The sequence below is a fragment of the Pseudomonas sp. GD03842 genome, from assembly GCF_029841165.1.
Lineage (GTDB): Bacteria > Pseudomonadota > Gammaproteobacteria > Pseudomonadales > Pseudomonadaceae > Aquipseudomonas.
This window is the reverse complement of sequence record NZ_JAOCEA010000009.1, coordinates 220,041-241,837: the sequence shown is the minus strand read 5'-3', so window position 1 is coordinate 241,837 and position 21,797 is coordinate 220,041. Positions and strand designations below refer to the sequence as shown.

At 60.1% G+C, this 21,797-nt stretch carries 11 protein-coding genes; 2 read left to right on the top strand and 9 right to left on the bottom strand.

Features of this window, described 5'->3' with window-relative positions:
• Positions 1 to 80 precede the first annotated feature (80 nt).
• The gene (locus N5D61_RS15205; RefSeq protein ID WP_279893398.1) at positions 81 to 4,589 is read left to right on the top strand and encodes a hypothetical protein; all 4,509 of its coding nucleotides are present in this window, start codon (positions 81 to 83) and stop codon (positions 4,587 to 4,589) included.
• Between the two features lie 43 nt (positions 4,590 to 4,632).
• Here the strand turns inward: N5D61_RS15205 and N5D61_RS15200 are convergent, their stop codons facing one another.
• From N5D61_RS15200 to N5D61_RS15185, 4 genes are all read right to left on the bottom strand, one after another.
• Positions 4,633 to 7,566 (bottom strand): autotransporter outer membrane beta-barrel domain-containing protein, encoded by a 2,934-nt coding sequence (locus N5D61_RS15200; protein WP_279893397.1) that lies wholly within the window; start codon positions 7,564 to 7,566, stop codon positions 4,633 to 4,635.
• Between the two features lie 286 nt (positions 7,567 to 7,852).
• Entirely contained in the window at positions 7,853 to 9,844 is a 1,992-nt protein-coding gene (locus N5D61_RS15195; protein WP_279893396.1) for a hypothetical protein, read from the bottom strand.
• Between the two features lie 66 nt (positions 9,845 to 9,910).
• The gene (locus N5D61_RS15190) at positions 9,911 to 11,185 is read right to left on the bottom strand and encodes a hypothetical protein (protein ID WP_279893395.1); all 1,275 of its coding nucleotides are present in this window, start codon (positions 11,183 to 11,185) and stop codon (positions 9,911 to 9,913) included.
• A 234-nt stretch (positions 11,186 to 11,419) separates the two neighbouring features.
• The gene (locus N5D61_RS15185; protein WP_279893394.1) at positions 11,420 to 12,382 is read right to left on the bottom strand and encodes an NAD(P)H-quinone oxidoreductase; all 963 of its coding nucleotides are present in this window, start codon (positions 12,380 to 12,382) and stop codon (positions 11,420 to 11,422) included.
• 272 nt (positions 12,383 to 12,654) lie between these two features.
• Here N5D61_RS15185 and N5D61_RS15180 point away from each other — a divergent pair, with 272 nt between their 5' ends.
• Positions 12,655 to 14,736 carry a carboxy terminal-processing peptidase gene (locus N5D61_RS15180; RefSeq protein ID WP_177410974.1) on the top strand — a complete coding sequence of 694 codons (2,082 nt, stop codon included), beginning with the start codon at positions 12,655 to 12,657 and terminating at the stop codon, positions 14,734 to 14,736.
• A 187-nt stretch (positions 14,737 to 14,923) separates the two neighbouring features.
• Here N5D61_RS15180 and N5D61_RS15175 read toward each other — a convergent pair whose 3' ends face one another.
• The 5 genes from N5D61_RS15175 to N5D61_RS15155 all read right to left on the bottom strand — a co-directional run bounded on the left by N5D61_RS15175 (position 14,924) and on the right by N5D61_RS15155 (position 21,599).
• Positions 14,924 to 15,298: a hypothetical protein gene (locus N5D61_RS15175; RefSeq protein ID WP_108235618.1), complete on the bottom strand. Its 375-nt coding sequence runs from the start codon at positions 15,296 to 15,298 to the stop codon at positions 14,924 to 14,926.
• Positions 15,295 to 15,639, bottom strand: a complete 345-nt coding sequence (locus N5D61_RS15170; RefSeq protein ID WP_279893393.1) for a helix-turn-helix transcriptional regulator — start codon at positions 15,637 to 15,639, stop codon at positions 15,295 to 15,297. The genes N5D61_RS15175 and N5D61_RS15170 overlap by 4 nt, the downstream gene beginning before the upstream one ends.
• A gap of 223 nt (positions 15,640 to 15,862) precedes the next feature.
• Entirely contained in the window at positions 15,863 to 16,312 is a 450-nt protein-coding gene (locus N5D61_RS15165) for a YkvA family protein (RefSeq protein WP_279893392.1), read from the bottom strand.
• Between the two features lie 423 nt (positions 16,313 to 16,735).
• On the bottom strand, positions 16,736 to 17,524 hold the full coding sequence (locus N5D61_RS15160) for an FKBP-type peptidyl-prolyl cis-trans isomerase (RefSeq protein ID WP_279893391.1): 789 nt from the start codon (positions 17,522 to 17,524) through the stop codon (positions 16,736 to 16,738).
• A gap of 277 nt (positions 17,525 to 17,801) precedes the next feature.
• Positions 17,802 to 21,599 (bottom strand): bifunctional nitrate reductase/sulfite reductase flavoprotein subunit alpha, encoded by a 3,798-nt coding sequence (locus N5D61_RS15155; protein WP_279893390.1) that lies wholly within the window; start codon positions 21,597 to 21,599, stop codon positions 17,802 to 17,804.
• Positions 21,600 to 21,797: the final 198 nt, after the last annotated feature.

Here is a 21,797-nt window from a genome sequence, read left to right as displayed (position 1 = left end):
GGACGACTCAGCGAAACAGCAACGCTTGGATGGGCCTGCGCGCCCCGTCCACCGCGTGCACAACAGAAAGGACTCCAACGATGACACGGTTCACACACACCCTGTTTCCTCCCCTGCAACGGGACTATTCAACACTGGCGCTGCGCTCGCTGCTCATCAGCGGCCTGGTGACCCCGGTCCAGGGAGGCGACGGCGGCGTGAACATCGTCACCGTGGACAGTCCGCTTGGGTTGCTGGTGGCAGTGGACCCCTGGTTGCGCATGGCAAGCGGTGATCATATCGACCTTTATTGGGATGACACGCTGGTGGGAGGGCAAGATGTCGGGGATCAGGAGGTCGACCAGCGCCTGCTGTTTTTCATTGCTTCTGAACGGGTCGTGCCTGGCTGGGCAGAAAAGGTGTATTACCGCCTGACGCGTCAGGGCTCGACCACATCCGAAGATTCCGTCGCCCTGCGCATCAGGGTCAAACTCGATGCGCCGGGCGGTGTGGACAAGGACCCCCATCTTCCTGGCCACTCGGAGCTGGCCGCCCCTCGCCTGCCACAGGATGTGATCGACAACGGGGTCGACGCCGAATGGGCTGCCAGAGGAGTTCCGGCTGAAATTGCCGCCTACCCTGGGCGCGCCGCACGGGACACCATCGAGCTGCAATGGGGTGATGCCTTCCTGAGGCATACAGTCACCGACGCTGAAGCGGCCGGCAGTGGACCGATCACCATGACCGTTGACCAGGCCACGATCCTGGCAGGCGGCGACTCGCCCAATCTGCTGGTGCATTACCAAGTCTTCGACGAGGTCTGGAACTTTTCTTCCGACTGGTCGCTGCGCACATTCATCGGCGTCGAGGCAGGCGCACAGCGTCTCGATGCACCCATCATCAAGGAAGCCTTCAACGAGGTAATCGACCTCGGACAATTGGGGGACGACGATGTCACGATACAGATCGAAGTCCGGGGCCCGCCTTTCGAGTTGAATGATCGGGTCACCATGACCTGGATCGGCACTCCGAGAACCGGCGCCCCACGGACCTACGAGGCCACCGTCACCCTCAGCAACATCCCGTCGGTGACCGAAGTCAAGGTGCCCAACGCCGAAATCCGCGCCCTGCTCGAAGGACGAGGGCAAGCCAGTTACGTATTGAACAAGGCCAACGGGAGTCCGCCGCAATCCTCCAAGCGTGCCTTTGCCAGCATCACGGGCAAGATTCCGCTGCCCGCCCCCGATGTGTTCGAAGCGGTCGGGAACACGCTCGACCCCGGCCTTGATCGGGCCCATGCGGTCATTCCCGTGTACGAGAGGATGGCCAACGGCGACCTGATCAACCTGATCTGGCTCGGCGTGACACAGAACGGCACGCCGCTGCTTTACGAAGCGCAGCACTCGGTGACGGCGAACGAAGTGGGGGCGGTGATTTACATCCCGGTGGTGGGCCAATACATCGGCCCTCTCGTCAATGGCACGCTGGACGTCAGCTATCGCGTGTCCAACGATGCCCTGGCCCCACAGGATGTGAGAGTCTCCAGCCACACTTCGCTGGTCGTTGCCCAACGCCTCGCCGAACTGCCCGCACCGTCGGTGGATGAGGCCGAAGACGATGTACTCGACCCTGAAAGCGTCCCTCACAACGCCACCTTGCGGGTGCCGTACACCGGCACCGCCGTGGGCGACATCCTGACCTGGTACTGGCAAGGCGAATCACCTGACGGCAGCGCCAGTGACTGGGTGCCCATCACAAGCCTGGTGGCTGGCAAACCCTTGACGTTCAATATCCCCAGGTCGCTGATCGAGCCGAACATCAACAACCTCGTGAAGCTGTACTACAGCCTGAAACTTTCCAGCACCGGTAGATACCAGTACTCGAAGGTGCTGGAACTGACCATCGGCAAGCTCATTGGCCTGTTGCCCGCGCCGACGGTGCTGGAGGCCGCCGGCGACGACACCCTCGATCCGATGCAGGCTCAAAGTGGCGCCACCGTCCATGTGAGCTACGAAAGCATGGACCCGCAGGACGTGATCACGCTGGTGTGGCTGGGCACACCCGGCACGGGCTCGCCGCCCGAGCAATCCAAATCCGGCAACGCTGGCCGTGAAGTCGAGTTTGCGATACCCGCCGCCGTCATTGGCGCCAACATCGGTCACTCGGTGCAAATTAGCTATCGGGTCAAGCGCTACCTCACCGAGAAAAAATCAGAGCTGCGGCTGCTGACCATCAAGCCCATCGCTGATAGCCAGCTGCCTTCGCCGGACATCACTCAGGCCGACAAGCCGACCAAAGTCCTGAACCTTGCGACATTCAGCGGGGATGCAACGACGACCCTTGGCAAATGGCCCTTCATCGCCCTGGGTCAGCGGGTGTGGCTGCATCTTGCGGGCGAAACCGAAAGCGGTGGACCTCAAACCATCAAGCTGCTCGATGGCAAGGAAATCACCAGTGGGCAGGTCAGTGCTGGGCTGTCGGAAACCGTGCCACGAACAGCGCTGGAACAACTGGGGCAGGACACCCCGCTCGACGTGGTCTGCAAAGTCGCCTTCAGCGAAACCGCCATCGAAGACACCGCACTGCCCTTCCCCATCACCGAGTATGTGTTCAAACGCCATCACGACTGGGTCACGCCAGTCATCGTCAGCGTCAAGGATGCCAAAGGCGAAGTGGCCAACGGCGGGACGACGTTCGACACCACCCTCGACCTCAGCGGCACAGGGACGATCGACACCGAACTGGAAATACTGGACGGCACCGGGCGTCTGACCACCACGCGCACCACGCTGTCGGGGAGCTGGGCGGTCAAGCTGACGACCCTGCGCCCGAAAACCTACAGCGTGACCGCCAGGGCCCTGGATGGCAGCGGCATGGTCTCGCAACCGCGTACCTGGGAAGTGTTTGCCAATCTCACGCCGACGATCGAGAAGGTGGTGGACAGCAGAGGGCCCGTCAGCAATGGAGGAACGACGGTGGACACCACCGTCACGCTTTCAGGCAAGGCCAGCCCGGACCAACGCATAGAACTGTTCGACGGCACCTCGTCACAAGGCACGGCAACGGCAGATTCGATAGGTTCATGGTCCCGGCCGGTGACGGGATTGGCCGTGCGCGAGCACCCCTTCAAAGCCCGGGCGCTGTACGGAACAGGGCCCGAGTCGACGGTCTGGCGCCTTACCGTTGCAGCCGCCGTGACGCCGACGATCAGCAGTATCAAGGGGACCGCAGGTACGGAAATCCCGGCAGACGGCTTCACGACCGACACAAGCGTCACCCTCACCGGCGCGGCCAGCGCCAATCAGCAGGTCGAGATTTTCGACGGCACCACAACCAGAGGTAAAGCAACCGCCAATGCCGCCGGCGTGTGGACCTTGCCAATAACCGGACTGACCCTGACGAGCCACGCCATGAAAGCCAAGGCGCTTTATGGCAATGGTGCCGAATCGGCAGTACGCCGCTTCACGGTTGTGGCGGTGGTCAATCCGACGATCACGTCGGTGCTCGACCCGAAAAACACCCCTGTCGCGAACGGCGGATCCACCTACGCCTCAAGCGTTACCGCATCAGGCCAGGCGTCGATTCGTCAAGTGGTCGAAGTGTTTGACGGCGCGACATCGAAGGGCACGGCGACGGCGAGTGCTACAGGCGCCTGGACCCGTGCAGTCAGCGGTCTGGCTCCGGGCAACCACTCGCTGACGGCGAAAGCGTTGTATGCCAGCAAACCGGTTTCCTCAGCCTGGACGTTTCAGGTAAAGGCGGCGGTAGTACCGACGATTACCAGTGTTCGGGACTCCAAGGGAGAGGTTTCCAACAATGGCTCGACCACCGCCACGACAGTAACGGCCTCCGGCAAAGCGGCACCGAGCGAGCACGTTGAGGTGTTCGACGGGGCCGCGTCCAAAGGAACAGCGTCTGTCAGCGCTGCCGGAGACTGGACCCACACGGTATCCACGCTCGCCCTGGGTGCCCACAGCCTCAAGGCCACCGCAAAATACGCAGACCAGCCGTCATCGAACGTTCGAACCTTCACCGTGGTCTCGCCCATCCCTGACTTCGTGCTGGATACATCGCCCGTAAGCTTGAGCGGCAGGGTGTACATTCTCGGCGGACACCCCAACCTTGATCCATCGCCCTGGCCAAGCGGTACGACCTCCACGAGGACGCCCAGGAGTGGCGTTGCACCCTATGGTTATACATCGAGCAATACAAACGTCGCTCGCGTCGATTCAAACGGCACGGTCTATTCACGAGGTAATGGCATCGCGATGATCACCGTCCGGGACAGCCAGGGGCGGTCGGGCAGTTACACCGTCAACGTCAGTGGCGTGACCGTGGTGACCGGATTTGGCAACGATACGTATCCCAATGCAAATAATGCCGTAGCCCGTGGCGGTAAACGGCTTCCCAGCCATGACGAGCAAAACCAGATAGCCACGGCATATCTAGGGCGCTGGCCAATGGGAGGTGGTCTGTATTGGTCCACTACGCCTGGTAATGGCCTCAATACCGTGCGCTGCAAAGATATGGTGGCCGGTGGCTGGGCAGACCTGAGAACCACATCCGCATGGGGAATCGGATGGAGTTACGCCAACATTATCGGTATTTGATTGAGCGCCGACAGAATGCAAATGCATTCAGTCGGCGTTTCGCTTACCAGCTAAACCGCAACCCCACATTCGCCCCGAACGGCTGCTCAATGTGCTCGCCACTGGCGTAATCAAAATCGGCATGAACCTGCAGCCGGTCATTGAACGCTACGGCGATACCGGCCCCCAGCTCGCCACGAGAACCGGACAGGTCATTGTTGAAGACATTGTTGTTGACCTGCACCTCGTTGTTTTTCGCGAACTCGTGAACGCCTGCAACACGTACATAAGGCTGCAAGACCTTGCCGTCCTGCAACGCGAAATTCCGCCCGGCAGTCACGCCAACCTTACCCAGCAGCGAGCGTGTGCGATCACCCTCGGCCTCCATGCCGTTGTCCAGGCCGTAATCCTTGCCCTGAATGACCACCGCAGACCACTGGGTAAAGGGCTCGACGAAATAGCCATCGTTCAATTTGATGTGGCGCCCGAACTCCACCGAACCGCCCATGCCGACGTTGTCGTAGTCACCCTTGGCGCGGGTGCCATCGTTCATGCTGACTTTCGAGTCGTTGCGAAAGCGGTTGAACTTGAGCACGCCGTCAAAGTAGTAGCCGCTTTCCTGATCGAGCCATGTGGTGTACGCGCCTACGTAGTAGCTCTTGACCGTGCCTGAGGTGCCGCGGCTCAGATTCAGGTCGGAGTCGCTGTAACCGGCAAGTGCACCGATCAACCATTGACCATCGCCGAGGGGAAGCGGCGCATCGGCGCCGAGCGAAAGCCCCTGTTGAGTCTGCTTGTAACCCAGCCCCGACGCCTCATCGACGTTGTATTTGTTGCCGTAGGTCCGCACCCACCCGCCGGCCTTACCGCCATTGAAACGCAGCTCGCCCATGCGGCTGCGCAGCGAGGTCAGTTCGCCGTACCACACGGTAGGCGCGGTGTTGAACAGCGCGAGTACCGAAGCGGTGCCAGGGCTGACCGTCGCCGTGCTCGGGTCCAGAAACCAGTCGGTCCCGCCTGAGCCATTGGCCACCGAACTCAAAGCGTAGGAATAGGTGCCCACGTCAACCGGACGACCATTGGCCAGCGCAAATGTCGCATCGCCACCGGCGGTGCGGACCATGGTCAGCGCCTCGGGAGAGACTGGATCGACGCCCGAACCGGCCACCAACAAGGTATGGCTGCCCGTTGCAGAACCGGTGACATTGAGGGTGTCGTGCTGGTTAGTGGCGTAATCGACATCCATGACAAAGGTGCCGCTGCCGGACAGGTTGCCCACGTCCAGTTGATAGAACTCATTGGCGGCACCGAACTTCACGATACCGGTGTCCATCACCAGAGTGTTGAGTGCGGTGGACGCGGTCATGTTCCAGACCGAAGGATCCCCGACGGTCAATTTATCGACACCAATGAGATTGCCGGTGAACACCGAATCGTTTTGCAGCGACACCACGCCGGAGCCATCGCTGGTGATATCGCCGGTCATCGAACTGGCACTGAGACTGACCGAATCGATGCCCGTGACGTCCCCCGTAAGCGTAGAGCCGTTGTTCAAGGTCAGCGCCCCCGTTCCAGTGCCGGCGACGTTGCCCTTCAGTGAACTGGCACTGAGATTGACCGAGTCGATGCCGGTTACGCTGCCCGTCAGCGAACTGGCATCGAGATTGATCGTGTCGATGCCCGTGACGTCCCCCGCAAGCGTAGAACCGTTGTTCACCGTCAGCGCCCCTGTCCCACTGCCGGTGACGTTGCCCGTCAGTGAACTGGCATCGAGACTCACCGTGTCGGTGCCCGTGACGTCCCCCTCAAGCGAAGAGCCATTGCTCAAAGTCAGCGCCCCTGTGCCACTGCCGGTAAGGTTGCCCACCAGCGAGCTGGCATCGAGACCGACCGTGTCAATGCCCGAGACATTGCCCCTGAGCACAGAGCCGTTGTTCAGCGTCAGCGCCCCTGTGCCACTGCCGGTGACGGTGCCCACCAGCGAGCTGGCATCGAGACTGACCGTGTCGATGCCCGAGACGTTGCCCGTGAGCACAGAGCCGTTGTTCAGCGCCAACACGCCGGTGCTGGTGGCGTCTGCGGAGACATCGCCAGTCAACCCGCCGTGATCGAACGTCAGGTTGGCGACACTGCTGTTTGTGATGCCGATGTTGCCGGTGACATCGCTGTTTTGCAGCAGGACATTGGCAATCGCCGAGTTATCCACCTCTAACGCATTGCCGTTACCCCCGATAAGGGTCGTGCCGTTGGTCAAGGTGAAGCTGGCGGCCTTGGATGCTCGTTGGCCATCAATCCGGATAGCGGCACCGCTGATGCCCTCCACGCGGGTACCGTCGAGATTGACCGTACCCACCCTCGCGTCCAACGAGTTGACACGGTACAACAAGCCATTCAATCCCCCTGTCACGCGGCTGGCACTCAGGTTCATGTCGGAACCGATACCGCGCATGCCATAACTGGTCGCCCCCGTACCGGTGACGGTGGTGCCGGTCATGTTCAGCGAGCCGGTGAGCATGGTAAGCCCCCCGGTCGTGCCACTGACCGATCCGCCATTGAACACGAACGCGGAACCCGAACCATTGACCCCTCGATTACCGGCCACACCGATTCCGTTGGTATTGATAACGGTCGCATTGGTCAGCGTCGCCGAGGCATCAGTGACACTCAGGGCAGTGGTGCCGTTATTGGCAATGATGCTTGAATCACTGACGTTGCCAACCGACCCGGCATCCAGCGCAATGGTCTGTGCCGTGCTGTTGGCAAGCAGGTTTACCGTCCCGGCCACGCCTCCGCCGGTCAGACTCAGGATCTGACCGCCGCTGACAGTGAGTGTGGCGTCCGGTGCCATGGTCCAGCTTTCGACGGGGTCCGTCGGACCGACGACCACCGACTCACCGGGTAGCAGCGTTCGGGCCTGAACACCTGAAACGACGCAGAACACCAACGGAAAAACGGCTGGGTATTTGAAATAGCAAGAGTTACTACGGGACTTAGCCATGACCACCTCCTTGTTATAAACGCTATCCCGCGGAACTTACATAGGACTCCGAAGGACAAGGGCGCGCAGACTACATTCTCGGATTTCTTATCTATGTAGGATATTTCCTAGTTGTTTGAGCGTAGCTTCCTATGTCAACTTTTTTAGTGCCTTTCATCCCCGTCCTCATCAACTAACGTGTACCCGTTAATGAGTGCATCCATTTCGATAGACGCAAATAACAAAGCCGCACAGGTGCGGCTTTGTTTGCATGAACACGGACTAGGAAAAAATGACAGGCGGACGCTCAGATCCTGCGCCGGGCGTTGGGTGGACACACACCTCCGGCATTTTGGGCGCCGGCACGTATGAACGCCGATCCCTGCATCACAGGCGTGGTATCCGATACATAGGTGAGTCTGACCGACCCGTTGCGGCCCACGGGCACAATATAGTCCGTGAATTTCCCCGTCTGGACGCTGAAGCCATTACTGGCGTCTGCTGCGCTGACGTCTTTAGTAAATGTTTGAGCCGTTCCCGCCGGAACGGTGCCCACTTTGTCGGTATAGCACTGCCAGGTAAACGTCAGCTCCTCTCCCCCCTTGAGAAGTGGGTTCGGCGGAACGTCGATGACGACATGCTGATCCGCCCCGATATAAGAAGCGCAATTCAGAGCAGGTGAACCATCAGAGGCTTGCCCCGCGTCAGGGAACTCCGGCTCTGCCAGCTTGATCGGCAGCGCCGCGCTGACATCCACCAACGTCGGGATGCACGCCTCGACGTTCCCCGCCCCGCTGATCAACCCCACCGTGTAATGTACGGGGACCTCGGTACCACTGGGCAGATCCTTGATATCATCCCACGGCACCGTGAACGTGTAGGGGCTACCTGGGGTTCCCGCAACAGGGGAAAATGTACCTACTTGGTTCTCCTGTGAATACCAGTACAGGATCATCCGCTCTCCCGTGCCTATGGGACTGTAGAGATTGACCGTCACCTCCACCGGAAGGCCTGCATCATCGTCATTGAGCACGTTATCTGTCGGGGTAGATCCTGTTCCTCTGACGGTCACCCTCGGCAGGTTGGGGTTCACGGGGCGGGGCCTGTCCGGATTGACGGGACCCGGCACGAAGAAATCGACATCGATGGTCGTCTTAGCCGATGGAAACGTCTTGTTCCCGCGCCTGACGACATAGCTGATATCCGTTGCCAGCGGTCCCTTTGCCGCACCGTAGGCCGGTGCGAGTATCGTTGGGTAGGGAACGATCAGCGTCATGGGGTTTTCAGCCGATAACACCTCATGGACCGCATGCACCGAGGCAGTCCCCCAAGTAAGCTCTACCAGATCATGCTCCAGCCAGTTTCCGTACAACGCGACCTTTACCAGATCTTCTCCTTCCAGCACATCGTCCAGGTTCAGGACCTTGTCGTCCACGATCCTGGGTACCAAGGGCGCAGCCAAAGGCGGAACGGGGAGCGGCTGGATGAACAGACCCGTTTCAGCGTTATCAGAGATCGGCCCCCGGTTACCCACTTTGTCGACCAGCCGGTAGTACAGATAAATCTTGCCATCACGCAAGCCCTCGAAAGCGGTGGTCGGTACTTTTACCGTCTGCGGCGTACCAACATCGGCGCTGTACACGGGCTCGGTGGGGACGGTGTTTTCGTTGTGCACATAAATTTCCAGCGAGTCGCCCACCTTCTTGTCGTTGTACGGAGGAATCGTGACAGCAACACCGCCATTAGCCGCCAGATAGTCACCGGTGATGCCGTCTGAAATGACCGTCGGATCATTGAAGGTCAAAGCTGTCGGTGACTGGTTATTGTTGGGCGGGGTTTTATCGATGATGAACGTTGTAATCGATGAAGAGTCCGAAGACCCGACATCGATCACCACTTCATACTGAAGTTCGAACGCACCTTCTTTCTGAAAAGCATTCTTGCTCAAGGTCAATGCCATTGGAAAATCGCCTGGGTCCAGTGGCCCAGGCACTGAAATGGGGGCCTGAGCATTCTCCCAACTGGTAGCTCCCTGCGGCCGCCACTTAAACGTCAACACATCCGTTTCGCCAGCGTTTGCACTGTTTGGCCACTGAGCGATCAACACCTGCATGTCTTGCTCTTGATCTTGCCTAGGCACCAGACCGGTGAATTGGGGATCACCGCCCCACCAGTCAGGCAACACGGGCGCATTCAGAGTCAATACACCAGCCTCACGTCTGTTCTTTTTCTCCTGACTCACCCGACGCGCCAACTCCCACGCCAGGAAGTCAGGTTTACCCGCTACTTTGCTACCCATGTAAATTCTCCTTGAAGTGACACGCGCCATCGAGCCCGGCGCGTCATGCATTTCCCTGTATTACAGCTATCTACCGCCACGTCCCTGCGCTCGAAACAGGCCCGCGAGAAAGCGACGACATTGACCACAAAAGCCACATCGGCGACCAGAAGGCGTTCCCCTTATCCCTATCAAACGTGTTGGCCCACACACTTCGCCGTCGGGCCATTTGCGGTTGATCTTCACCAACCCTTCGTAAGAGCCACCGGACTGACCGCTGAACTTCACCAAGCGATACACCGCCAGCGCCGAACCCTCGATCATGGGCTCGATATGGGGAATGAAGGGTTCGACGAGAATATCCAGGTAACCGTCGGCGACGTTCTGCGCACTGATGGAGCGGACGAAAGTGCCCTCGGTGCCAGCAATAGGATCCCTGCCGTTCAACGTCCGATACCCCTGCCAGAACAGGGTGATTTCATCCTGATATTCGAACAGGTTACGGACAAACAGGATCCGGACTCGAATCCCCTTCCAAGGCTCGTGGGAGCAATTGATATAGCCGTCGAGCCCGGTATCCGGAAACTCAGGCTCCGGCAGATCGCCGCCCGGTAATGGTTTGAGCATCACCGCGACGGCGGTTTCCCTGGAAAACGTCTGGGTCTCATTGCCCGCCCGATCGCGCACTTTGTAGGTGGCGTAATAGAGACCGTCCTTGCCCGGGGCTCGGATAACGTCGCCTGGCAGATGGATTCGGATATCGGCCGCATCGATATCTGCCTGTGTCACTGTCTTGCTGGCAACCACGCTGGAGGTGGGTGGATTGTTCTGTGACCAGTAGAGGTCCACCACATCGCCGTCTTCAGCTTCCAGGTACACGGGAGTCGGCAAGCGCAGCTCAACTTGGTCATTGTGACTGGCCAAGTAAGTGTCAGTAATGCTTCCCACAAGATCAGTGGGCAATAACAGGGCGAGTAACTGCTGGTTATAGCTGGGGGGGCGAGTGTCGATGGTCACGATCCGAACATCGGAGGCCGCGACTGAACCGGTGTCGCTCGTCACTCGGTAGTCGATTTGGTATCGACCGTCGGGTTGAAGAAGGGCCTTGTCGATGCGCATTAAAACGGGAAACAGACTGGCGTCTACCGGCCCAGGAAAGGATATTGCATCGACAGGCTGGCCGAGGCCTGCACCGCTCCAGAAAAGCTCCAGCAGGTCGCTGTCTCCAGGCCCAGCCGGCACTGGCCAGAGCGGAACCCGAACCTCAAGATCGTTCAGATGCGTTCCGGTTGCAACCACGCCATCAGGGTCATTGGGATCGATGATGGAGGGAATCTGCGGTGCCACCAGATTGGCAAGCACCGACCGCCCCATCAGCCTTCTCCAGATCTGCCCTATCCAGTCCCTGACCATCTGGCACTCACTCCCCTGTGAAGACGTGCTGCCGCCCGATTGAAGTCGACGCGGCCAGCGCAACAGGTGTTGATTGAGCACCGTTCAGGCGGATTTGCCTACTGTCATAAATGACAGGTTTTGCGACCACTGGTCGGGATCGGCCGCCTGATCAGGCAATGCTGAACGCAATCTTCAAGGGTGTCAGACCAAACTCGCGTCAATCACCAAAATCACCTTCCCCGACACCTGATTAGTCGCCAGCTCCGCAAACGCCTCTTCAGCTTCGGCAATCGGAAAACTGCGCGCCAATTGCGGCTTCAGGCGGCCTTCGGTGAACAGTGGCCAGACGTGCTGACCCAATTCGGCCAGTAAATCGGCCTTGAACTGGTCGTCGCGGCTGCGCAGCGTCGAGCCGAGGATGTGAATGCGCTTACCGAGGACCAGCGCCAGGTCCAGTTCAGCCTGGCGCCCGCCCATCAGGCCAATCAACACCAGGCGGCCATCGGTACTCAGCACTTTGAGGTTGAGCGCGGCGTAATTGGCGCCCACCGGGTCGAGGACGACATTAAAGGGCCCAAAGTCGCTCAAGCCATCGAGGCTTTCGTTGCGAATCACACCGCCTTGGGCACCAAGGTCTTCGCAATACTTCAGACGGTCCGCCGAGCCCACGCTGACCCAGCACGGGTTGCCAAACGCCTTGCAAAGCTGAATGGCGGCTGAACCAACGCCACTTGCTCCGGCGTGAAGCAACACTTTTTCGCCGGGCTTGAGACCCGCCAACTGGAACAGATTCAGCCAGGCCGTCGCGTAGACTTCCGGGATGCCCGCCGCTTCATGCAACGACATCCCCTCCGGAACCGGTAAAACATGCCGTGCGTCGACCACCACTTCCTCGGCCATCGCGCCGCCCGCCACCAGCGCACACACGCGGTCTCCAGGCTGCCAGGCCGTGCCGGACCCCACCTGCGCGATCACACCGGAACACTCCATCCCAAGGATTTCGGTGACGCCGGGCGGCGGTGGATACAGACCGGCGCGCTGCAACAGATCGGCCCGATTGAGCCCCGCCGCTGCCACCTTGATGCGCACTTGCCCCACATCGAGCGCCGGTGCTGGCTGTTCAACCCATTCCACATGCCCTTCAACGCCTTGCAATGCTTTCACGCTGCCTCCATAGTGACTCTCGGACTGAGCTCGACGCACCTCGCGGCGTTCGGGCTTTTTTGCATTATGCGACCGGTTTTCGACTCAGATTGCGTGAAAACGTAGCGAGCGAAGGCAAGACAAGGCAAAAGCAGGCGGGAACGCTCACCAGCATCCCCACTGTTTTTAACGCGACATTGCCCAGCAACGAAGTTTTCATGGAATCTCAAGGGAACCGGCGACCTCAAAGACGGCCTACTATGCGTTATCAATTGTCCCCGCGTCGAATCAGCATGAAGCACCTGTTGCCTAGCACCACCCTTGCATTACTTCTCGGCCTGGCGGCATTGCCGGTGTCCGCTCCTTCGTTCGCTGCCAACAGCTGGGACAATCTCCAACCCGACCGCGATGAGGTCATCGCCAGCCTCAATGTCGTGGAGCTGCTCAAGCGCCACCATTACAGCAAGCCGCCGTTGGACGACAAACGCTCGGAAATCATCTACCAGAGCTACCTGAAATTGCTCGACCCGTCGCGCAGCTATTTCATGGCCAGCGACATTGCCGAATTCGACAAATGGCGCTTTCAGTTCGACGACTTCCTCAAGAGCGGCGATCTGAACCCGGGCTTCACTATCTACAAGCGCTACCTGGATCGCATCAAGGCACGTCTGGATTTTGCCATCGCCCAGTTGAACAAGGGTGTCGACAAGATCGACCTGAACACCAACGAGACCTTGCTGGTCGACCGCAAAGATGCGCCGTGGCCGAAGAACGAGGCCGAGCTGGACGACCTGTGGCGCAAGCGCGTCAAGGATGAAGTCCTGCGCCTGAAGATCGCAGGCAAAGACCCGGCGAAGATTCAGGAAACACTCACCAAGCGCTACAAGAATCAACTGGCGCGTCTGGGCCAGACCCGCAGCGAAGACATCTTCCAGGCGTACCTGAACACCTTCGCGATGTCCTACGATCCGCACACCAACTACCTGTCGCCTGACAGCGCGGAAAACTTCGACATCAACATGAGCCTGTCGCTGGAAGGCATCGGTGCGGTGCTGCAAAGCGATAACGACAACGTCAAGATCGTGCGCCTGGTTCCGGCAGGTCCGGCGGCCAAGACCAAACAGGTCGCCACGTCCGACAAAATCATTGGCGTGGCCCAGGGCGACAAGGAAATGGTCGACGTGATCGGCTGGCGTCTGGACGAAGTGGTCAAGCTGATCCGCGGGCCGAAAGGCTCGGTGGTGCGCCTGGAGATCATCCCGGCGAGCAATGCGCCCAACGACCAGACCACCAAGATCGTGTCGATCACCCGCGAAGCCGTGAAGCTCGAAGAGCAAGCGGCGAAGAAATCGATCCTGCACCTGAACCAGGACGGCAAGGATTACAAGCTGGGCGTGATCGAAATCCCCGCCTTCTACCTGGACTTCAAGGCCTATCGGGCCGGCGATCCGGAGTACAAGAGCACCACCCGTGACGTGAAGAAACTGCTGACCGAGCTGCAATCCGAGAAAGTCGACGGCGTGGTCATCGACCTGCGTAACAACGGCGGTGGTTCCTTGCAAGAGGCCACCGAACTGACCAGCCTGTTCATCGACAAGGGCCCGACCGTGCTGGTGCGCAACGCCGACGGCAAGGTTGACGTGCTGGAAGATGAAAACAGCGGCGCGTTCTACAAAGGCCCGATGGCTTTGCTGGTCAACCGCCTGTCTGCGTCGGCGTCCGAGATTTTCGCCGGTGCCATGCAGGACTACCACCGTGCACTGATCATCGGCAGCCAGACCTTCGGCAAGGGCACCGTGCAGACCATCCAGCCGTTGAACCACGGCGAGCTGAAACTGACCCTGGCCAAGTTCTACCGGGTTTCCGGTCAGAGCACTCAGCATCAGGGCGTGCTGCCGGATATCGCTTACCCGTCGATCATCGACACCAAGGAAATCGGCGAAAGCGCCCTGCCCGAAGCGATGACCTACGACACCATCAAACCGGCGATCAAACCGGCCTCGGATCCGTTCAAGCCGTTCCTGGCGCAATTGCAGGCGCGTCATGATGTGCGCTCTGCCAAGGACGCCGAATTCGTATTCGTCGAGCAGAAGCTGGCGCTGGCCAAGAAACTGATGAGCGAGAAGACCGTCAGCCTCAACGAAGCCGAGCGCCGCACCGAACATACGGATGTGGAGAACAAACAGCTGGTAATGGAGAACACCCGTCGTAAAGCCAAAGGCGAGGAGCCGCTCAAGGAACTCAAGAAAGAAGACGAGGATGCGCTGCCGGTGGACGATGACAAAACCAAACCGGAAGACGACGCGTACCTGGCCGAGACCGGACGAATCCTGCTGGATTACCTGAGTCTGAGCGGTTCTGTCGCGAAGAAGTGAGTCACCGACCCAGGTCGTGACATCGTTGAAACGCGGTCGGGTGGTGCTCCACCCGGCCGCGATGCTTTTCCTTCCCTGGATTGGCGTGATGGATCAGCCCTCATGATCCTGAGCCGATCGTTGAGCGGCGACCCCGCTCATGCCTTCCCAACTGACCACCCCTCTCCGAGACGGCACCAAGAAGCCCCTATTCCGGCTTTGCCTCTGCTGGGTAATCGAATTCGAATACCCGGACCACCTCTGCCGCATGCCACGACGCCGCGGCCACCCCATCCGATGGCCCGGTGAACCGTCCAAGCCGCTCAGCGCATTCGAAGAAACCGGTGCGCGGCAAGCGGCTGGCACCCTGGCTGATGACCAAGGCACTGCGTAAGGGCTGATCGGCGCGGGTGTCGATGGCCGCCAGGTGTTCGAGCGCGGCAGCCAGCGTCTGCATGGCCGGAGCGGGCAACTGCACACGTTCGAGCAACGCGCGGTAGGTCACCAAGTGGCGTTGACGGCGCGCTACCTCGAGCTCGGCTAACAGCGCTTCCCAGTGTTGACGGCTGATTCGCACGCTCATGCCTCACCCCGCCAACCCGGCACACCCAGCTCCCATGCCAGACTCCGCAGGATGGCGGCATCGGGTTGGCGGCTGCCATTTTCGATCAATTCCAGGTACGACGGACTGATGCCGACAGACCGCGCCAGTTGAGCCAACTCAAGCCCTCTGGCGCGACGCAACGCGCCCAGTTGATCGAGCGCTGGCCGATCGGAACGTGGGCTCTGGGGTTCGACGTCAGCCCCGCCGACGGCGGATTGCGGACGGTTCACACCGGCGGCCTGCAACAGGGCCTGATACTGCGCCCACGGCAGTACCGCATATTCTGGCTCTCCATCGCGAGAAATAACCTGAAGATCCATACCACCCCCTGTAGGACGAAAAGCTGATTTTTGTATGCTTTTTCTTTGTAATGCGGCATCTTAACAGCGGATGACGGGGGAGGACGTGCGAACTATCGACAGAGTTTTCTCAACAGCGACGTTTTGAAAGGGCTTGCGATTACACCGAGCGCGGAATAAGCGAATGGAAAGCGAGCAGCCGACCTGACCCGCCCCATTGCCAGGTCGGCGAGTCGATGCGTGATCAAACCTTCTTTTCCTGCTCCAGCAATTGAGGCGTCGCAGGCAGGCGCTCGACGACCGCAAGCTTTTGCGGATTCTGCCGCTCGCGCCAGACGCGGAAGGCGCTGAGTTCGGCGTCGAGGTGTTTCATGACCCAGGCCAACACGGCAATGTCATCGAGCATGCCCAGCCCCGGAATCCAGTCAGGTATCGCATCCAGCGGACTCAGGAAGTACATGAGCCCCGCCACGACCGCCAGGATGGCTTTGCCACTGATGGCTCTGTATTCACCCCGCCAGTACGCCAGACAAAGCGCCTGAAGCAGCTTGAGATCGTCCTTGAGCTTCCCCAGGCGATTGCCGTCTTTGGCCGCCTTGCCCGCCACAGCGAACAGCAGAGCAGGTAAACGCCCTGCCGCCATCAGCCGTTTGGCCATGGGCAAATAACGAAGAAAGTTCCAGGGTGTTCTCATATCGACTCCAGCAAGAGGGCCAAAAGCCGATAAAAATCGGCAGGCCCGTCTACCATTCAAGCCAGCCCGTGTGGTTCATCAGTCACGGGCCGGGCACGCGTAGGTTATCCACACAAATTGTGGATAACCTTGTGAACAGCCTCGGTTTTCCACGCTGAAATGCCCGCTTTAAAGGGGCCTAGCCTAGATCGCGTGTTTTTTACTCACATCCACCCGCGTTCTCCAGCGCAGAGCCGAGCGTGCGTCACGCCTTCGGCAGAGGCGCAAACCTGCCGAACCGGTCAATAAATCCCGGCATTGGGTCCGCTTCACACCGTTATTGGGACTGCCGGTATCCCTGCCCGGTTCGATCTTTTTTCCGCCTCAACGAAAAATGCCCCGTCAAGACGGGGCATTCGATCATCGCAGTAAACGACGTGTCGCTTACTTTTTAGCAGCAGGCTTGGCGGGTTCAGCAGCCGGAGCGGCTTCTTCTTCCTCATCGGCGCCGGCGGCGGCCGGGTCGTTACCCGCAGCAGCCGGATCCTTGATGCCCAGCAGTTCCAGATCGAAAACCAGCACCGAGTTCGCCGGAATCATCGGGCTAGGGCTTTGCGCGCCATAAGCCAGATCCGCAGGGATGTAGAGCTTGATCTTCTCACCGACGTGCATCAATTGCAGGCCTTCGACCCAACCTGGAATCACGCCACTAACAGGCAAATCAATCGGGCTGCCACGCTCGACGGAACTGTCGAACACCTTGCCGTCAGTCAGTTTGCCTTCGTAGTGAACGGTCACGACATCGGTCGGCTTCGGTACAGGACCGTCAGCCTTCTTGATGATTTCGTACTGCAGACCGGAAGCGGTAGTGGTGACTTCCTTGCGCTTGCCGTTCTCTTCGAGGAATTTCTTGCCAGCCGCAGCCGACTCTTCGGCCATTTTGGCCATGCGCTCTTCTGCGCGTTTCTGCAGTTCGCCGAAGGCTGCTACCAGCTCTTCGTCTTTGAGCTTCTGTTCTTTCTTGCCGACGGCGTCTTCGATACCCAGCGCTACGGCTTTGGAATCCAGATCGTCCATGCCTTCCTGAGCCAGGCTTTTGCCCATGTTCAGGCCGATACCGTAAGAGGCTTTCTGTGCGGGGGTTTTCAGTTCAACGGTGCTGGCTTGCTTGTCGCAGCCCGCGAGTACCAGACCGACCAGGGCAATCGCCGCTGCCAACCGATGCTGTTTCATCCTGTTTCCTTGTTCATGCGCCGAAAGGGCAAACGAGTAAAGCCGCGAGCTTATCAGGCTGCCGCGATCAATGGCTACCGGCATGAGAGGGAGAAAAGACAGATAAGTTCAGGTGGCCAAAGGTTTTCTTCTCAGATCGAGAAAACTGTTCAGTCGAGGTTCAGCCGCCCAAGGCGGCGCACACTTTGCTCGTCCGTTGCCGAACCAAGAAGAGGCGCGGAAAAGCCACGAGACCGCCATCGTGGCCCGCAGTATCGGAGCGCCCCAATGCCTGATCTCAATACACATCCCGCAGGTAGCGTTGCCCATCGGCCAGCAGGCGCAGGTATTCATCCGCGCCCTCCGCACTCATCCCACCTTGCTCCGCGATGACATCCCGCAGCGCGCGATCGACGTCCCGGGCCATGTGTGTGGCATCGCCACAGACATAAACCCGCGCCCCCTCCTGCAACCAGCGCCACAGCTCGGCGCCTTGCTGACGAATCCGATGCTGGACGTAGACTTTCTCAGCCTGATCCCGGGAAAACGCAAGGCTGAGGCGGGTCAATAACCCGCTTTTTTGCATCGCCTCCCATTCTTGGCGGTAGTAGAAATCGGTCGCCGCGTGCTGTTCGCCGAAGAACAGCCAGTTGGCCCCGCGGTCGCCCCGGGCCTGACGCTCCTGAAGGAAGGCGCGAAACGGCGCCACGCCTGTGCCAGGTCCGATCATGATCATCGGCACGTCGCCATCGACGGGCACGCGAAAATGTCGGGTCGGTTGAAGAAACACCGGCACCTCGCAATCCTCGGCGCGATCGGCCAGAAACGTCGAAGCGACCCCCTTGCGCGTGCCGTATCGCAAGGCCGCGACCGTCAGGTGCACAGCGTCCGGATGAACCTTGGCACTGGAGGCAATCGAATACAGACGAGGCTGCAGCGGCGTGAGATGGCTGAGCAGCTCCTGCGCAGCACAGCGCAGTGGGAACTCGCGCAACACATCGGCCAGTTGCCGTCCCCAGAGCCAGCTTTTCAGCTCACCCTTGAAGGGTTCCGAGAGCAACGTCTGCAAGTCCTGACTGGCGCTGCGCTGTGCAATGAAGCGCATCACTTCCGGGGTCGGACGGGCTATTTCCAGGTGGTTCGACAACGCGGTGCGCAGCGAAACGTCCCCCGCCTTCGGCAACTTCACCACCTGTTCGGCGGGCAGCCCCGTCAAGGCCAGCACCTCTTCCACCAACGCCGGACAATTGCGTGGCCAAACGCCCAACGCATCGCCCGCCTCGTAAGTCATGCGTGAATCGCCCAGCGCCAAGGCGAATTGCCGAGTGTCCTTGGCCCCGCCCTCGCCGTTCAGGCGGCGATTGATCGACAGCCGCGCCGGATGAGGTCGCGCCCGGCTCACAGGCACTGGGCCGTCCTGTGGCTCGATTTCGGGAAGGTCCAGCGCCAGCGCCTGCTGGAGCGCCCTGAACCAGGCCTGGGCCTGATCCTCGAAATCCGGATCACACTCCATGCGAGGCATCAACGGCGATGCGCCGAGGCTCGACAGACGCTGATCCAATTGCCTGCCGTGCTGGCAGAAGCTTTCATAACTGGGATCACCCAATGCCAGTACCGCGTAGCGCAGCGACTCGAAACGCGCCTGCTGCGCGCTCAGCGCCTGCCAGAAACGCCGACCGTTATCGGGCGCTTCGCCATCGCCGAAGGTGCTGCTGATCAGCGCCACCTGCCCGGCCGCGTGCAGCCGATCGACCGCGAAACCGTCCATCGACGACACGCGCACCGGCACGCCCGCCGCGCGCAAACGGCTACCAAAGCCTTTGGCCAGCGTCTCGGCGTTGCCCGTCTGCGAAGCCCAAAGCACGGTCAACAGGGGCTCACCTTCCATCGCCTGCTCCTCGTCGCCGTTGGCCTGCGGCAGATCGAGAAATTGATGACCGATCAGTTCGACTTTCTTCAACGCCACCGCACAGCACTTGAATTCCGGCTGCTGCGAGAGAGGATCGACCGCGTCGCTGGTCACGGCGTTGATGGCCAGGTTGTCACCATATACGTCGTTCCAGTGAAACGGCGCGAAGCAATTGCCTGGCAGCACGCGATCCGTGACCAGCGCAGGCAACACGGCACGGCCCCGGACAGACCGCACTTCTACGGCGTCCTGGTCGACGATGCCCAACACTTCGGCGTCCTCGGGATGAATTTCGATGAAGGGACCTGGGTTGAGCGTGTTCAGGGTGGCAACTTTGCCGGTCTTGGTCAGCGTATGCCATTGATGCTGCAGGCGGCCGGTATTGAGCACCATCGGGAACGCATCGCTGGGCATTTCGGCGGGCAACAGGTGCGGGCGTGGCATGAACTGCGCCTTGCCGGACGGGGTGGCGAACACGATGGCCGGACGACGGCCCTGATCGTCCAACTTCAGCGTTTGGCTGACGCCGGTATTGAGGTAGCGCACTGGATTTCGCGAGCCCTCGCCGTCGGGCGCAATCGGCCATTGCAAAGGTTGATCACGCAAACGCGAATATGAGGCACCGCGAATGTCGTAACCGGTCTTGGGGTTCCACGCCTGTTTGATCTCCTCGAATACCGCTTCAGCAGAGGCATAGCTGAACGCCTCGGCAAAGCCCATTTCGCAGGCCACCCGCGCGATGATCTGCCAGTCGGCCATGGCCTCGCCAGGTGCCTGAACCGCCTTTTGCGTCAGGCAGAGGTTGCGCTCGGAATTGATCATCACCCCTTCCGCTTCGGCCCAGAGCGCCCCGGGCAACAAGATGTCGGCGTAGCGGTTGGTCTCGGTGTCGAGATAGGCATCTTGAACGATGACCAACTCAGCCGCCTGCAGGGCCTCGATGACGGCCCCGCGGTTGGCGACGCTGGCCACCGGGTTGGTGCAGATGATCCAACAGGCCTTGATCCGGCCGTCACGCATTTGCTCGAACAGATCAATGGTGCCCCCTCCCACCTTCTGAGCCAGACTGCCCTGGGGGATCGCCCACAGCTGTTCCACGAACCGGCGATCTTCTTCGACGAGTACCGAACGCTGCCCGGGAAGTCCCGGCCCCATATAGCCCATTTCGCGGCCGCCCATCGCATTGGGTTGGCCGGTCAAGGAAAACGGACCGCTGCCAGGACGACAAATCGCCCCCGTGGCCAAATGCAGGTTGCACAGCGCGTTGGTATTCCAGGTGCCATGGGTGCTTTGGTTCAAGCCCATGGTCCAGCAGCTCATCCATTCGGGCGCCTGGCCGATCATCTGCGCGGCTCGCCGAATGGCGCTTTCCGCCAGGCCGGTCAGTTGCGCGACCCGGGACGGCGTGTAGTCGGCGAGAAATCCCGGCATGGCTTCCCAGCCTTCGGTATAGGCGGCAATGAAAGCGGTATCGATGTCACCGTTTTGCAGCAGCAAATGCAGCAAACCGTTGAGCAGCGCCAGATCGGTGCCGGGGTTGATCTGCAGGAACAGGTCGGCCTTGTCTGCCGTGGCCGTGCGCCGCGGGTCGACGACGATCAGCCTGGCCCCGGCCTTGACCCGATCCATCATGCGCAGAAACAGGATCGGGTGACAGTCCGCCATGTTCGCGCCGATGACGAAAAACAGCGTCGCTTTATCGAAATCATCGTAGGCGCCGGGCGGCCCGTCCGAGCCAAGCGACAGCTTGTAGCCGCTGCTCGCACTGGCCATGCACAACCGCGAGTTCGATTCGATGTGATTCGTCCGTACGAAGCCTTTGGCTAACTTGTTAGCCAGATACTGGGCCTCAAGAGACAGTTGTCCCGAGACATAAAAGGCCAGTGCGTCTGGGCCGTCCCGGTCGAGGATCGACCTCAGCCGACGCGCCGTCTCACGGATTGCACTGTCGATGGCGGCAGGTATTGGGTCCTGATCCGGGTGACGGCGTACGTAGGCCGACGCCATGCGCCCTGGCGCGGCAATCGCCTGACCGCACGTGGTGCCCTTGGTGCACAGACGGCCGAGATTGGCGGGATGAGCTTTGTCACCGCGGACCTTGACCACGCGATTGTCCTCGACCTGCATGACGATGCCGCAACCGACACCACAATAAGGACACACACTTCGTACGCTGTTGCTCGCCATATCCCACCTTCCAGAAACGAAAAAGACGCCTTGTTCTCCACCCTCAGATGACGGGGAGTACACGGCGCCTTTGTCGTGAAGTGGGCAATCGGCGTTGATTGCCTGTGTTCGGGCATCTGCAAACGCCAGGCCAGTCATGGCCAGGTGCCGAAACGATGAGGCTTGGCTCTATAAAGAGTGAACGCGCACCCCCTGCAC

Excerpts from the sequence above, each read along its gene's own strand:
- N5D61_RS15175 (WP_108235618.1), bottom strand. The coding sequence starts at position 15,298 with ATGAGCGTGCGAATCAGCCGTCAACACTGGGAAGCGCTGTTAGCCGAG.
- N5D61_RS15170 (WP_279893393.1), bottom strand. The coding sequence starts at position 15,639 with ATGGATCTTCAGGTTATTTCTCGCGATGGAGAGCCAGAATATGCGGTA.
- N5D61_RS15160 (WP_279893391.1), bottom strand. The coding sequence starts at position 17,524 with ATGAAACAGCATCGGTTGGCAGCGGCGATTGCCCTGGTCGGTCTGGTA.
- N5D61_RS15205 (WP_279893398.1), top strand. The coding sequence starts at position 81 with ATGACACGGTTCACACACACCCTGTTTCCTCCCCTGCAACGGGACTAT.
- N5D61_RS15180 (WP_177410974.1), top strand. The coding sequence starts at position 12,655 with ATGAAGCACCTGTTGCCTAGCACCACCCTTGCATTACTTCTCGGCCTG.
- N5D61_RS15195 (WP_279893396.1), bottom strand. The coding sequence starts at position 9,844 with ATGGGTAGCAAAGTAGCGGGTAAACCTGACTTCCTGGCGTGGGAGTTG.
- N5D61_RS15165 (WP_279893392.1), bottom strand. The coding sequence starts at position 16,312 with ATGAGAACACCCTGGAACTTTCTTCGTTATTTGCCCATGGCCAAACGG.
- N5D61_RS15155 (WP_279893390.1), bottom strand. The coding sequence starts at position 21,599 with ATGGCGAGCAACAGCGTACGAAGTGTGTGTCCTTATTGTGGTGTCGGT.
- N5D61_RS15200 (WP_279893397.1), bottom strand. The coding sequence starts at position 7,566 with ATGGCTAAGTCCCGTAGTAACTCTTGCTATTTCAAATACCCAGCCGTT.